The sequence below is a fragment of the Actinomadura sp. 6N118 genome (assembly GCF_044326415.1).
GTDB lineage: Bacteria > Actinomycetota > Actinomycetes > Streptosporangiales > Streptosporangiaceae > Spirillospora.
Genome location: NZ_JBIRAZ010000010.1, coordinates 297,172 through 312,567, shown reverse-complemented (window position 1 = coordinate 312,567; position 15,396 = coordinate 297,172). Strand labels below are relative to the sequence as shown.

Sequence of the window (15,396 nt, the reverse complement as noted above, 5' to 3'; positions counted from 1 at the left end):
ACTGACCAAGGCCGAAGAACCACAGGAGGATCATGCTCGCCGGGCTGGGGCGTCTCATTCATCGACGACGCTGGACCAGTCTCGTCCTGATCCTGATCATGACGGTCCTGGCCGGTGGCTGGGGCCTCGGTGTCTTCGCCAAGTTCAAGCAGGGCGGCTTCGAGGACCCGAAGGCCTCCTCGACCCTCGTCGCCAAGCTCGGCGCCACGTACTTCGGCAGCACCAACCCCGACGTCCTGGTGGTCTACAGCAGCGACACCACGACGGTGGACGACCCGCGCTACATGGCCAGCGTCGTCACCACCGTGTCGCGGCTGCCGAAGGACAAGGTCGCCGAGATCATCTCGTACTGGTCGTTCGACGCCAAGGACGCGGCGCCGTTCGCCTCGCACGACAAACGGCGCACCTTCGTCGCGTTGAAGCTGGCCGGGACCGACGCGGAGAAGGGCCTCCACTACGAGGACATCAAGGAGCGGCTCCAGGCGCCCGGCCTGACGACGCAGCTCGGCGGCGCGGTCCCGCTCAACATCGAGTTCGGTGAGCAGGTCGTCAGCGACATCGTCAAGGCCGAGATCATCTCGATGCCCATCCTGCTGATCCTGCTCGTCGTGGTGTTCGGCGCGCTCACCGCCTCGGTGCTGCCGCTGATCGTGGCGCTGTTCTCGATCGTGGGCGGCCTCGCCGTGCTGCACGTCGTCACGTACGTCACGGACGTGACGTCCATGGCGCTCGAGGTCGTCACGATGATGGGCGTCGGTCTTGCGATCGACTATTCGTTGTTCATCGTGAGCCGCTTCCGGGAGGAACTGGAACGCGGCATGCGGGCGAGTGGCATCGAACCCGGGAAGCCCTGGAAACGTGCCCCCGACCGGCGGCAGCGCAAGGCGGAGAAGAAGGCGTACCGCCGGGCGCTGCGACCCGTGCAGCAGGCGGCGCTGGCCCGCACCATGGCCACCGCCGGGCGCACCATCGCGGTCTCCGGCATCACCGTGTCGGCCGCGCTGGGCGGCCTGCTGGTCTTCCCGCAGATGTTCCTGCGGACGATCGGCCTGGCGGGGATCGCGACCGTCCTCGTCGCGGTCTTCGGCGCGGTCGTGCTGCTTCCTACCTTGCTGGCGCTGCTGGGCACGCGTGTGGAGGCCGGGCGGATGCCTTGGCGCCGCCACACGTCCAAGCGCGCCCGGCGTGATCCCGACAGCGGGTTCTGGTACCGCCTTGGGCACAGCGTCATGAAGCGCCCGCTGCCCTACTTCGCGGTGACGCTGGTCATCCTTGCCGTGCTCTTCGGGCCGTTCCTGAACGTCCAGTTCGGCAGTGTGGACGCGCGTGTGCTGCCCAAGGACAGCCCGACCCGCGCCGTCGTGGAGCTCGTCAAGGGGGAGTTCCCGAACGGGTCCGCCGAGCCGATCGACGTCGTCGTGTCCGGCGACCTCATCCCGCGCGACTGGAAGCCGGTGCGCAGCGGCGACAACATCCCGCCCTACCTGGAGGAGTTCCGCACGCGGCTCAGTGAGATGCAGGGCGTGACGCAGGCCAAGTTCACCGGTTACTCCGGCTCGTACGGCGGCGTGCGGATCTCCGTCACGCACAAGTACGAACCGCTGGACCAGCGGGCGCTGGATCTCGTCACCGAGATGCGGGCGATGACCCTGTCCAAGAACGGCTTCCCCATGCACATCGACATCGGCGGGAGCACCGCCGCGCAGATGGATCTCATGGACGCCCTGATGCGCAGCCTGCCGAAGATGGCCGCGCTCGTCTGCCTCACCACGTTCCTGCTGCTGTTCATGTTCTTCGGCTCGGTCGTGCTGCCGCTGAAGGCGATCGTCATGAACGTGCTGTCCATCGGCGCCTCGTTCGGCGTGATCGTGTGGGGTTTCCAGTACGGGCATCTCGCCGGGCTGCTGGACTTCACCCCCACCGGCAGCGTCGAGGCCACCAGCATGATCCTCATTCTGGCGGTCGTGTTCGGGTTGTCGATGGACTACGAGGTCTTCCTGCTCAGCCGGATCCGCGAGGAGTGGGACAAGACGCACGACAACCGAGCCGCGGTCGCGGTCGGCATGCAGCAGACGGGCGGGATCATCACCAGCGCCGCGCTGCTCTTCCTCATCGTGATCGGCGCGTTCAGCATGGCGGGCCTCACGGTCGTGAAGCTCATCGGCGTCGGCATGTTCGTGGCGGTGGTCGTGGACGCCGCACTGGTGCGGTCGCTGCTCGTTCCGGCCACAATGCGGTTCATGGGCGGGGCCAACTGGTGGCTCCCCCCCGCGCTGGCCGGCCTGCACGCCAAGATGGACCTTCGCGAACGCGACGAACTGCCGGGCGCCGCAGTCAACGTCGCGCCGCCGCGTCTCCCCGACGAGCAGCCGTACCCGTACGCGATGCGCTGGGAACAGCCCGCCCCGGCTCCTGCGCATGCCCCAACTCCTGCGCACACCCCGGCTCCTGCGCCTGCTCCGGCTCCGGGTCCGCCGCCGCCCCGCTCGAACGGAGCATCGGCCTCACCTGCGTTCGCTGACTACCAAGAGGCCGCTCTACCGAACATCACGTTCCAGCGCGCGGCCCCGCCGAACACGGTCTCGCAACAATTCTCCTCAAGCTCTGAGGGCCCCGGCAGCGCGCCGGGGATCCCGACCTACCCGCCGACCTCGGCGGACCCATCCATGCCGCCCTCCGCCACCGATCCGCAGACCCCTTGGACTCCGTGGGCGAACGGGCAGCCACAACCAAGACCCATGCGCACCACCCGCACCAGACGTGAGATAGTTCCCAATCCAGGTGGTTCGGGGTGGCGCTGGAGGACAGTGGAGGACAACGATGCCTACTGAGTCACGTCGCCGTGGCGCCCGGAAGGCGATGGCCGTGTCCGCGGCCGCCGTCGTCGGTGCGACCGTTCTGCCCATGGGCGTGGCCGCTCCCGCAGAGGCCGCCGCTTTCAGGAAGGCGGACAGCGGTGCTCGCATCACTGGGTACAAGTGGCTGAACAAGGGCAAGACCGCGTTCGACTTCACTGTGCAGTCGCCGTCACTCGGGCGCAAGCAGAACGTACGCGTGCTGCTGCCCAAGGGCTGGAAGCTCAAGTCCCGGCAGAGCTGGCCGACCGTCTACGCCTACCACGGCGGTCGTGACAACTGGAAGTCGTGGACCCGGAGCACCGACATCCAGAAGCTGTCCCGCAAGTGGGGCGTCATGGTCGTCATGCCTGAGGGTGCGAACGGCTCGTACACCAACTGGTACAACTACGGCAAGGGCGGCCGCCCGAAGTGGGAGGACTTCCACCTCCGCGAGGTGCGCCAGCTGGTCGAACGCAACTACCACGCGGGTGGTTCGCGGGCTGCGATGGGCATCTCCTCCGGAGCTCAGGGCGCGTGCACCTACCCCGGCAGGGCTCCCGGCATGTTCCGCTACGCGGCGTGCTTCAGCGGGGTCCTCTCCATGAGCTCGCCGGGCATCCCCGCGCTGCTGATGTACACCAACAGCGGCAACGGCGTCGACCCGTACGCCATCTGGGGCCGTCCGATCCTCGACCAGGCCAACTGGGACGCGCACGACCCGATCAAGCTGCTGCCGCGCATGCGCTCGACCCGCTTCTACGTGTCGGCCGGGACGACCGGGAAGCCCGGTCCGTTCGACAACCCCAACACGGCTCCCTGGGACATCGGCCTGATCAGCGAGCGGGCGATCGGCCCGACGGCCAAGGAGTTCGTCCAGCGCGCCAGGCAACTCCGCGTGCCCGTCACCGCGCACATCTACGGCAACGGCCGGCACAGCTGGCCGTACTGGAAGCGCGAGATGCACACCGCCTGGCCGCTGATGATGAAGGCCCTCGGGGCCAAGCGCCGCTAGAGGGAGTCCAGCAGGGCACACGCCTCGGCGACACCGTTCTCGGCCTTGATCCGGAGGCCCAGGTCGGCGGCCCGGGAGGCGATGTCCTGGGAACGAGCGGCCCGGATCGCGGCGGCCAGCCGGGGGACGGTGAGCGAGGAGAAGGGCACCGGCTCCGGGCCCGCGCCCAGCGCCGCGACGCGTTCTCCCCAGAACGGCTGGTCACCGAAGAACGGGGTGACGACCGTCGGCACACCGGCCCGCAGGCCCGCCGCCGTCGTGCCCGCACCACCGTGGTGCACAACGGCCGCCATCCGCGGGAACAGCCACGAGTGCGGCACGTCGTCGACCGCGAGGATGTCGTCGTCCGACGTGGCCGGGTCGCCTTGGACGATGCCGCGGACTCCCGCCAGGCGCAGCGCCGTCCGGACGATCCTGCCGGTCATCTCGGAGTCCTTCGGCACCATGCTGCCGAAGCCCACATAGACGGGTGCCGGACCGGACGCGAGGAAGTCCGCCAGCTCACCCGGCGGCTGCCATTCGGGCTCCTCAAGGAACCAATAACCGGTCACATGAACGTACGAAGGCCAATCAGCCGGCCTCGGAACAACGGCAGGACTGAAACAGGCCAGCACGGGCCTGCGTTCATCGCGCACTTTGTGCATGGGGCCGCGTAGCGAAAGCGGCGACAGGCGCAACTCATTTCGGCGCCACGGGTTGATGAATGGCCGCGACAACTGCCACGCGATCTGGTCGACGGCCAGGAAACTGGCCTTGTTCGCCCATGCGCCGAGCAATCTCGCCTGCGGCACGAACGGATGCGGAAAAGCCCGGGTCGGCTGGCTCGGCTGGAAGTGGATGAACGCCCACGGAACGCCGAGATGCTCGCCGATGTGCTGGGGCAGAAACCCCAAAGTCGGCCCCAGAACGATATCTGCGTCCTTACATGCATCCAGGCATTCCGAGAGCAGCCGTTCGGCCATGGGCCCCAGAATCCGCCGGAACCCCCCGAGGAACTTCACCGGGTTACGTCCCCCCGCGAGCAGCTCCTGACCGGCATCCGATTCGAGGATCTCCGCCGGATCAGCGGTCAGCGGCGCGAGCTCCAGCCCAGCAGAGAACGCGAGCCTCGCATACCGGTTGCTCGCGACCAGCCGTACCTGGTCGCCGCCAGCGGCCAAGGCCTGCCCGAGCGCCACGCACGGCTGAATGTCCCCCCGCGACCCGGCGGCGAAGATCACAATACGGCGGCCCATGACGCCCCTCCCAACGCTGTCACCAGGCATCCCCCCGAGGCCGTTCGCCGTCCTCGGGCTCAACCGCGTCGCCGGGCACGTAAGGCTGGTACCAGCCCTCCGGCGGTGGCGGCGGCCACACGTCACCAGAACCCGCCAGATGATCGCCGACAACCACCTGACGCGCCGAATACCGCGGCTTGGCCGGATACCGAGGCGTAGCCGGATAACGCGGCTGCTCTGGCTCAGTCTGCAGCGCTGGCTCGTCTCGCAGGACTGGTTCGGTCTGCGGTTCCGCCTCGGCATGGAGTGCTGGCTCTGGCTCGGCTGGCGCCGTGGCCTCGCCTCGCCACGTTGCCTCGGCTTGCAGCACCGGCTCATTTCGCCACGTCGGCTCAGCCAGCTCCGTTGGTCCGGCCTGCAGCGTCGGCTCGGCCACGGGCTGCTCAGCTGCGGTGACGGCCCACGGCTCTGGCTCGGCCCCTAGTCGCGGCTCGACGCCCGGTGCTGGCTCAGCCAGCCTCGTTAGCTCGGCCTGGAGCACCGGCTCAGCTTGCTGTGCTGGTTTGCCTTGGCGTTCTGGTTCGGCGGGCGCCGCGTCCTCGTCATGCCATGTTGGCTGGACTTGGAGCACCGGCTCGTCTTGCCGGACTGGCTCGACCCTCTGGGCTGGTTCGGCCTGCGGCTCAGCGTACGTTGCTGGCTCACCCTGAAGCACTGGCTCGGCCCACAGCTCGGGCTCGGCCGCCGGCTCTGGCTCGGACCGCCACGTTGGCTCGGTCTGCAGTGCTGGCTCGTCTTGCAAGACTGATTCAGTCTGCGGTTCCGGCTCGGCATGTAGTGCTGGCTCTGGCTCGGCTGGCGCCGTGGCCTTGCCTCGCCACGCTGGCTCGGCTTGGAGCACCGGCTCGTCTTGCCGGACTGGCTCGACCCTCTGAACTGGTTCGGCCTGCGGCTCAGCGTGCATTGCTGGCTCGTTTTGGGGTGCTGGCTCGCCCTGTGGCTCTAGCTCTAGCTCTGGCGTGGCTGGCGGCGCCTCGTTCCACCACGCTGGCTCTACCCATGGCTCCGACTCGGCGTGTGGTGCTGGCTCGCTTTGGGGCTCTGGTTCGGCCGGCGGCGTGGCCTCGTCTCGCCACGTTGGCTCGGCTTGGAGCGTTGGCTCGACTGCCTGGGCTGGCTCGGCTTGGGGTTCTAGCTCGGTCCACGGCTCTGGCTGAGCTAGCGGCGCAGCGTCGGCTTGCCACGTTGGCTCTTCATGCGATGTCGGCTGGGCCGTCTGGATTGGCGCGGCTTCCTGCAGAGGCTCGGCTCGCGCTAGCTCATCGTGCGGCTCCGGCTCGGCCGACGGCTCTGGTCTGGCCTGCCACGGTGGTTCCGCCTGCAGGACTGTTTCGGCCTGCAGCTCTGGCTCGGCGTGTGGTGTTGGTTCGTTTTGGGGTTCTGACTCGGCCTGCGGTTGTGATTGGGCTGGTGGCGTGGCCTCGGCGCGCCACGCTGGCTCGGCTTGGGGTTCTAGCTCGGTCCACGGTACGGGCTTAGTTAGTGGCGCGGCGTCGGCCTGCCACGTTGGCTCTTCATGCGATGTCGGCTGGGCCGTCTGGAGCAGAGGCTCGGCTCGTGCTGGCTCGGTGTGCGGCTCTGGTTCGGCTTGTGGCGTCGCCTCGGGCTTGGGTTGTGGGAGCTCTATGGGTGGGGCGAGGGGGGCCACCGGGAGCCGGTCTTCGTGGCCGTTGGAGGCGTTCGCTTGGAGGACGGGGATCGGGTCTGGGGTGGTGGCGCGGGGGTCTGCTGGCTCGGGGTAGGGGATGCGGTGGGACTGCTTGCCGTGCTTCGGGCCCAGCCAGCCGCGCTTGCTGGGGAGTGTCAGGCCGCTGATCAGGCCGCCGATCAGTACGAGGGTGGCGCCGAGGATGAGGCCGTTGGAGGTGCCGTTGCGGAACGCTTCGAGGCTTTGCGTGCTGGCGTTCTCCGGGGGGACCTCGTGGATGAGGAGGCCGACGATGGCGATGCCGAAGGCGCCGGAGACCTCGCGGATGACGTTGAGGATGCCGCTGGCGACGCCGGCCTGGTCTTCGGGGACGGACTTGAGGACGTACATGGCCAGGGGCATGCAGAGGGCGGAGCCGATGCCGACGATCATCACGCCGGGCATGAGGTCGGCGAAGCCGTCGCCGCGGTGGAGGGCGGAGAACATGACCATGCCGGCGGCCATGGCGGCCATGCCGCCGCCGATGATGGGGCGGGGGCCGAGCTTGGCGGCGAGCCAGAAGCCGAGCGGGGTCAGGACCATGATGGCGATGGCCGGGGGCATCATGACCAGGCCTGCTTGGGGCGGCGAGAAGTCCAGGTAGCGCTGCAGGAACGTGGCCGAGTAGAAGATCATGCCGTTGAAGCCGATGCCCCAGAGCATCTGGGAGAGCAGCCCGCCGACGAAGACCCGGTTGCGGAAGAAGCGCAGGTTCATCATCGGGTCGGGTGCCCACGTCTCGACGACCACGAAGCAGGCCAGGGCGATGGCCGCCAGGGCGAAGACGCTCAGGACGGAGGGGTCGGTCCAGCCGTGCTTGCGTCCGGTCTCCAGGCCGTACGCGAGCGCGAAGAGCATGGTGGCGGAGATGAGGACGCCCGGCAGGTCGACGCGGGCGTTCTTGTTCTCACCCTTGGAGGTCAGGACGACGAGGCCCAGGAGGATGACGAGGATGCCGGGCACGATGTTGATCAGGAAGATCCAGCCCCAGTGCCACTGCTGGACGATGAAGCCGCCGATGGCGGGGCCCAGGGCGGTGGCTCCGGAGGCCGCGCCCACCCAGACGATCGTGCCGATCGAGCGTTGTTTGTCCGTGCGGCCGACCGTGACCATGACCAGGGTCGCGGGCAGGGCGAGTGCGGCGCCGGCGCCCTGGACGATGCGCCCCAGGATCAGGATCGCCTCGTCGCCGGCCAGGCCGCAGACGGCGGACGACGCGGTGAAGATGACCATGCCCGAGGTGAACGTGAGGCGGCAGCCGTAGACGTCGGTGAGGCGCCCGCCCGCGATCATCAGGCAGGAGAACATGAGGATGTAGCCGGTGGCGACCCAGTCCTTGGCGGAGTTGGACATGCCCAGGTCGCGCATCATCGTGGGCAGCGCGTTCGCGACCACCGTGTTGTCCATGGTGATCATGAATGCGCTGACGGCCACGACCGCCAGCGCCCATCTGTACCGGCCCCGGGTCAATGCGTCACGCGGCTGTTGTCCTCACCGGGAGAATCGCCGCTTCCCCCCATATGCGTGAGTGAATATAGTTACAATTCGTTGGCACGTGGTCACCCTGACCCGCCTGTTGGTCGAGAAGGTCCCAACTATCCCATCAGGCCACATTGGTTACCAGTGAGTCTTGTCATCGCCGTGACAAGTCACCAGTGAGAAAAGTGGTCTGGGTGCGCATCGTGAGACGGTCACCGTAGGACAAAGTGGGCCCCCTCGCTTCGAACGATCCCAGGTTCAGTTGGGGGAACCGCACGTATGCAAACGACCGATCGTTCCGGAGCCGCGCAGGACGAGACGCGGATCAGTGAGGATTCGATTCGTCGGTATCTGATCGACCAGATCGCGCGTCGCTCCCGGATCCCCGCCGAAGAAATCGACCCCGACCGCCCACTCGAAGAGTTCGGTCTCGCGTCCCGGGACGCCGTGGCCATCGCCGGTGAGCTCGAGCAGATTCTCGGCCGTGCGCTCCCGGCCACGCTCGTCTGGGAACACCCCACGATCAACAAGTTGTCGGTCGCGCTCGCCGGTGGCGCCGAACCGGCGCCCGTCGCCGCGGCCACCGTCCGGCGCGACGACGAGCCCATCGCCGTCATCGGCGTCGGCTGCCGGTTCCCCGGCGGCGAAAGTGATCTCAACGGGCCCGGCGACTACTGGCGCTTCCTCACCGGTCGCGGCGACGCGATCCGTGAGGTGCCCGAGGGGCGCTGGGACGCGTTCGACGACGGTTCGCCCGAGGTCGGCGACCTGCTGGACAAGACCACCCGCCTTGGCGGCTTCCTGGACGACATCGCCGGGTTCGACGCGCAGTTCTTCGGCATCACCCCGCGCGAGGCCGCCGTCATGGACCCCCAGCAGCGCCTCGTCCTGGAGGTCGCGTGGGAGGCGTTCGAGCACGCGGGCATCGGGCCCGCGGCGCTCCGCGGCAGCCGTACGGGCGTGTTCGTCGGCGTCTCGGCGCCGGAGTACGCCGCGTTCACCGCGTCCGACCTCGCCTCGCTCGAACCGTTCACGGCCACCGGCGCCGCGCTCAGCATCATCGCCAACCGGCTGTCCTACCTGCTCGACCTGCGCGGCCCCAGCATGATCGTCGACACCGCGTGCTCGTCGTCGCTGGTCTCCACGCATCTCGCCGTCCAGGCGCTGCGCAACGGCGAGGCCGATGTCGCGCTCGCCGGCGGCGTCAACATCCTGCTGTCGCCGACCGTCACTATGACGTTCGACCTGGCGGGCGGCACGGCGGCGGACGGCCACTGCAAGGCCTTCGACGCCTCGGCCGACGGCATGGTCCGCGCCGAGGGCTGCGGCGCCGTCGTCCTCAAGCGCCTGTCCGACGCCGTCCGCGACGGTGACCGTGTGCTGGCGGTGGTCAGAGGTTCGGGCGTCAACTCCGACGGTCGTTCCAACGGGCTCGTCGCGCCCAACTCCGACGCACAGCGGGCGCTGCTCCGGGACGTGTACGCGGCGGCCGGCATCGACACCCGCGAGGTCGACTACGTCGAGGCGCACGGGACCGGCACGTTCCTCGGCGACCCCATCGAGGCCAAGGCGGTCGGCGAGGTGCTGGGCGTGGGCCGCGACGCCGGCGCGCCGCTGCTCCTCGGCTCGGTCAAGTCCAACCTCGGCCACATGGAGTCCGCGGCGGGCATCGCCGGGCTCATCAAGACCGTGCTGGCCCTGCACCACGGCACGATCCCGGCCTCCAACCACTACAAGGAGCCGAATCCGCACATCCCGTTCGACGAGCTGCGGCTCGCGGTGGTGGCGGAGGAGACGCCGTGGCCAGACCGGGGCCGCCCGCCGCGCGCCGGGGTCTCGGGGTTCGGCTTCGGCGGCACGAACGCGCACGTGATCCTCGAAGCCGCCCCTGCCTTGGCCGGTCCGGCCCGGGAGTCAACGGTCGTGCCCGGTTCCCTGCACACGTTCACCTTGTCGGACACCGCCGACGACCGGATCCGTGACCACGCCGCCGTCCTGGCCGGATGGCTGGAGGCGCACGAGGACGTCGCTCTGGCGGACGTCGCCCAGACCCTGTACCGCCGGAACGGCCGTGGCCGTGTCCGCGCGGCGGTGTCGGCCCGCGATCGCGCCGGGCTTCTGGACGGGCTCACGGCGCTGGCCGAGGGCCGCCCGCATCCCGGCGTCGTCTCCGGTACCGCCCTCGGGATGCCGGGCAGGCCGGTGTGGGTCTTCTCCGGGTACGGGGCGCAGCGGGCCGGTATGGCGCAGCGCCTCCTGGAAGAGGAGCCCGCGTTCGCCGAGGCCATCGACGACCTCGACACGCTCTTCGCGGAGGAGGGCGGCCCCGAGCTCTGGTCGCTGCTCGAATCCGGGGAGAAGCCCACCGACGTCACCACGACGATGCCCGTGCTGTTCGCGATCCAGATCGGGCTGGCCCGGATGTGGACGTCGTACGGCGTCACGCCGGGGGCGGTGATCGGTCACTCGATGGGCGAGATCGCGGCGGCGGTGGTCGCCGGCGCGATCACCCTTGAGGACGCCGTCAAGGTGATCTGCCGCCGGTCCCGCCTGCTCACCCGGATCGTCGGCGGCGGCGCGATGGCCGTGCTGGGCGCGTCCGCCGAAGAGGTCGCCCGTCTCGGCCACGACCTCCCCGAGGTGTACGCGGCGGTGCACTCGTCGCCCAGGCAGACCGTGGTGACCGGGAACGCCGACCAGATCGCCACCATCGTGGAACGGGCCGAAGCCGAGGGCCGTCTCGCCCGCATGGTCCAGGCCGAGGGCGCGGGCCATTCGCCCCAGGTCGACCCGCTGCTCGACGACCTGCGCGAACTCCTCACGGACGTCGGTACGGAACGCGGTATCCCGTTCGCCGAGGGCATCCGGCTCTACACGACCGCCCTCGACGACCCACGAACCTTCATCGACGCCGAGATCGATGCCGAGGACGCCCGGCAGGACGCCCGGCTCGACGCCGGCTACTGGGCCCGCAACCTGCGCAACCCCGTCCGGCTCACGGACGCGGTCGCGGCGGCGTCCGAGGACGGGTTCCGCACGTTCATCGAGCTCAACGCGCATCCGATCCTGTCCCACGCGGTCGGCGAGACCCTGGACGGCACCGGGGCCCTGGTCACCCACACGCTCAAGCGGGCGCGGAAGGGCCAGGAGACCGACGACGTCCTGACGTTCCACTCCCAGCTCGCGCTCCTCGCCGCCAACGGCCTTCCGGTCGGCGCGCCGACCGGCGGCTCGGTGATCGATGTGCCGTCGTCGCCATGGCGGCACGAACGCCACTGGATCGACACGTCCAAGCGCGGCAGGGGCGGCCGTGACGAGCACCCGCTGCTCGGCGCGCACGTCGAGTTGCCCGGCGAGGACCGGCACGCCTGGCGCGCCGACGTCGGCACGGCCGCCCAGCCGTGGGTCGCTGGAACGCGGATCCATGGCCTGGTCACACTGCCGGTCGCCGCGTTCGCCGAAATGGCCCTTGCCGCCGGAGCCCAGGCGTTCGGCACCGACGCCGTGCGTGTCAACAGCCTGTGGATAGAGCGGCCGCTCGCGCTCGCCGAGCAGACCACCGTCACCACGACCTTCACCGAGACGGAACAGCGGGTCGAGATCCACGCACTGACACCCGCCGGCACCTGGGTCCGGCTGGCCAGCGCCGACGTCGGCGACGACCACCTCGGCCCGGCCGTGCCGCTGGCGGGCGCCGCCACCGAGGTCGCGGCGGCCGAACGCGGCAGCAGGCATTACCGCTTCCATCCAGAGGTCCTCGACCGGGCCCTGTCCGTGCTCTCCGCAGAAGCGGGCGACGGGGTCTGGCTGGCCGAGACGGTGGGCAGCCTGCGGGTGTACGGGCCGACGCACCGGGGCGGGCACGTCCGCGCCGAGATCGTCCGGGACGACGAAGAGACGGTCGGCGCGTTCCAGCTCGTCGGCCCCGACGGCGAGGTGCTCGCGGACGTCACCGGCGTCGTCCTGCGCCGTGTGGAACGTCCCGACCTGCCCGTTCCGCTGGCGGACAAGCTCGTCGAGGTCGTCTGGGACGAGACCGGCGTTCCCGAGCCTGTCCATCCCGAGGGCACCGGCACCTGGCTTCTGCTGGCCGAGGCGGACGACGCACTCGCCGTCGCTGTCGCGGCCGACCTTGACGCGCGCGGCCACCGCGTCATCCGCCGCGTTCTCGCCACCGACCCGATCGCCGAGGTCTCGGCCGCCGCCGAGAGCGTGGCGGCGGCAGCGGTCACGGCGGCCGGAGAACCGCCGACCGGCGTGGTCATGGTCCCCTCCGCCGATCTCGTGGACGAGGAACTCGTCCTCGCGGTCACCGACGTCGCCAACGCGCTCCCCGACGGGACGCGCCTTTGGATCGCCACCCGCAACGCCCTGCCCGTGCGCGAGGGCGAGGCGGGCGAGCCCGCCCAGGGCTTCATCAGGGCGATCGTCCGGGTGCTGGGCTTCGAACGGACCGTGCTCCGCACGACCCTCGTCGACGTCGACCGCCCGGGTGACCTGGTCGGAGAACTCCTCGCCGATGACGCGGCCCGTGAGGTCGCCTACCGCGGCGGTGTCCGGTATGTCGCGCGCCTCGACCAGGCCACTCTCACCACCGCTGCAGGGACGGGCCGCAAAGCGCGGCGGATCGTGCGGCGCGGCAGCTCGTACATCGTCACCGGCGGCTATGGCGGCATCGGTCTTGTGACCGCGCGCCTGCTGGCCGAACGCGGCGCCGGGCGGATCGTGCTCTCCGGCCGGTCTGGGCCGAACGCCGACGCCGAGAAGGTCATCGCCAAACTTCGCGAGGGCGGCGTCGACGTCGGTGTCGTCCTCGGTGACATCGCCGCGCCCGGTATCGCCGAACGGCTCGTCCAGGTCGCCCAGGAGGGCGGCAAGAAGCTGCACGGCATCGTGCACGGCGCGGGTGCCATCGACGACCGCCTGATCGTCGACCTCGGCCGCGAGGACCTGCACCGGGTCTGGACGGCGAAGGTCGAAGGTGCCCGGCTGCTGAGCCAGGCGACCTGGGATCTCGACGAACTCGACTGGTTCGTGATGCACTCATCGGCCGCGGCTCTGCTCGGCTCACCCGGCCAGGCCGCCTACGCCGCCGCCAACGCCGCGATCGACGCGCTCGTCGCCTACCGCCGCGCCTGCGGCCGCCCCGGCACCACGATCAACTGGGGCACCTGGTCGCAGGTCGGCGGGGCCACCGATCTCAAGGTCGCGGTGATCGAGCCGATCAGCCCGGACGAGGGCGCCGAGGCGCTGGAGGCGCTGCTGGCCGGCGGCCGTGCCGCGACGGGTGTACTGCGGTTCGACCCGGCCGCCGCCGTGGGCCTGTTCCCCGAGATCAAGAACATGCCGTACTTCGCCGCGCTCACCGCCGCGGCCGCCGACGGCGAGGGCACGGCGGAGGGGGGCGACTGGCCGGGCATCGACGCGGTCAAGGAACTGGACCCAGCCGCCGCGCGGGAGCGCATCGCCGCACAGGTGCGCTGGCGCATCGCGACCGTCCTCGGCTTCGACGCCGAACGGCTCGACCCGTCGATCCCGCTCACCGACCTCGGGCTGGACTCGCTCGTGGCGGTCCGGATCAAGAGCGGTGTCGAACACGACCTCGGCCTCACCGTCCCGGCGGCGGTCCTGCTCAAGGGCGCCAGCGTCAACGTGTTCGAGGAGTGGGCCGCCGAGGAGCTCGGGCTCGCAGGCGCGCCCGCGCCCACCTCGGGCGTGAGCGCCGTCTCCAACGCCGAGGCCGGCTACGTCATGGCCCGCGACGCCGCCGAGCGCCTGGCCGTACGGATCATCGAGGACGTCCTCGGGCTCGACCGGGTCGGCGTCACCGCCGACTTCTTCGCCGACCTGGGCGGCACCGAACGGCAGGCCGACGAGGTCGTCGCGCAGGTGGCGGCGGAGCTGGCCGAGGAGGTCGGACGGGGTCGGTTGGTCGGGGAAAGCAGTGAGGTCACGCGAGGTGAGCTGTTCGCGACGCCGACCGCCGAGCACATCGCCGAATACCTGCGCGCCGCCGACGAGGAGGCCGCGCGGCAGACCGTCCGGCCGCTCAAGACTGCGGGCACCCGCCGTCCGGTCTTCATCGCGCACCCGGCGGGCGGCACCACGGCTTGCTATCGGCAGCTGATCGACCTGCTCGGACCGGACCAGCCGGTGTACGGGCTGGAGCGGTTCGACGACGCGCCCCCGGTGGAGGAACGGGCCGCGCGCTACGTCGAGCACCTGCTGGTGGCCCAGCCCGAGGGCGCCTTCCGGCTCGGCGGCTGGTCGTTCGGCGGCGTGCTGGCGTACGAGACCGCCCGGCAGCTCGTCGCCGCCGGTCGCGAGGTCGAGTTCGTCGCGCTGTTCGACGCCGGCCTGCCGCTGCCGGTCGAGGACGAGTCGGACACCCTGGCCCGCCGGTTCGCCGCGTTCACCGACTACATCAACGAGACCTACGACCTGGAGGTGAACCTCACCTACGAGGAACTGTCCGGGCTTGCCGAGGAAGCGCAGTTCGCGCTGGTCATGGAGCGGGCGGCGGCCCTGGCCGACCTGATCCCGCCGGCGGCGCTGCACCACCAGCTGACCTCGCACCAGGACACCCGATCGCTGGAGGCCTACGAGCCGCAGCCGTACGACGGCCGCGTGATCCTTTACTACGCCCCGGAGGAGACCCCGTGGGCCGTCCAGGACGCGCGGTACGTGCTCGATGGGATGAACGGTTTCGGTGAGCTCTGCGCTGCCCTGGAAAAGGTCACGATTCCCGGAGCTCACCACCTGAACCTGCTCGACCCGCCCGGTGTGGAGGCCCTGGCCGCCCACCTGGAGGAACTGCTCGCCGCGAACGAAGACCGGCCCGCCGCCGCCCGCATCCGGGCGAACGACGCCCGCAGCGGGACGAACGACCCCCTCAACGGGACGAACAACGCCCGCGATGAGGCGGTCGACGCCCGCAACGGGGTGAAGGGCACCCGGTCCGAGCTCAACGGCGTGAACGGTGTGAACGGCGTGCGCGACGCACGCGCGTCACGGGACGTATCGGAGGCCGGGGGCGCGTACGAGGCCGGTCTCTCCGTGTCCGACATTCAGGCGCCCTGACCCGGGCCCCTTCCCCGACCCCCG

General features: G+C 70.1%; 5 protein-coding genes. 3 read left to right on the top strand and 2 right to left on the bottom strand.

The features are described from left to right. Positions 1 to 32 precede the first annotated feature (32 nt). Positions 33 to 2,831 (top strand): MMPL family transporter, encoded by a 2,799-nt coding sequence (locus tag ACH34W_RS26805; protein WP_395963847.1) that lies wholly within the window; start codon positions 33 to 35, stop codon positions 2,829 to 2,831. Beyond that, positions 2,821 to 3,849, top strand: coding sequence for an alpha/beta hydrolase (locus tag ACH34W_RS26800; RefSeq protein ID WP_395963846.1), 1,029 nt, complete (start codon positions 2,821 to 2,823; stop codon positions 3,847 to 3,849). The genes ACH34W_RS26805 and ACH34W_RS26800 overlap by 11 nt, the downstream gene beginning before the upstream one ends. Here ACH34W_RS26800 and ACH34W_RS26795 read toward each other — a convergent pair. Next, positions 3,846 to 5,084, bottom strand: coding sequence for a glycosyltransferase (locus ACH34W_RS26795; RefSeq protein WP_395963845.1), 1,239 nt, complete (start codon positions 5,082 to 5,084; stop codon positions 3,846 to 3,848). The two genes, ACH34W_RS26800 and ACH34W_RS26795, sit on opposite strands and share 4 nt — an antisense overlap. Before the next feature lie 19 nt (positions 5,085 to 5,103). Then, complete coding sequence (locus ACH34W_RS26790) at positions 5,104 to 8,247, bottom strand: DHA2 family efflux MFS transporter permease subunit (protein ID WP_395963844.1); 3,144 nt, start codon at positions 8,245 to 8,247, stop codon at positions 5,104 to 5,106. Positions 8,248 to 8,571: 324 nt separating this feature from the next. On the opposite strand from ACH34W_RS26790, the gene ACH34W_RS26785 reads away from it, so the two are divergent. Continuing rightward, on the top strand, positions 8,572 to 15,372 hold the full coding sequence (locus ACH34W_RS26785) for an SDR family NAD(P)-dependent oxidoreductase (protein WP_395963843.1): 6,801 nt from the start codon (positions 8,572 to 8,574) through the stop codon (positions 15,370 to 15,372). Positions 15,373 to 15,396 lie beyond the last annotated feature (24 nt).

Bases quoted from the DNA above. Each gene is read 5' to 3' on its own strand.
- ACH34W_RS26785 (WP_395963843.1), top strand. From the start codon at position 8,572: ATGCAAACGACCGATCGTTCCGGAGCCGCGCAGGACGAGACGCGGATC.
- ACH34W_RS26805 (WP_395963847.1), top strand. From the start codon at position 33: ATGCTCGCCGGGCTGGGGCGTCTCATTCATCGACGACGCTGGACCAGT.
- ACH34W_RS26795 (WP_395963845.1), bottom strand. From the start codon at position 5,084: ATGGGCCGCCGTATTGTGATCTTCGCCGCCGGGTCGCGGGGGGACATT.
- ACH34W_RS26800 (WP_395963846.1), top strand. From the start codon at position 2,821: ATGCCTACTGAGTCACGTCGCCGTGGCGCCCGGAAGGCGATGGCCGTG.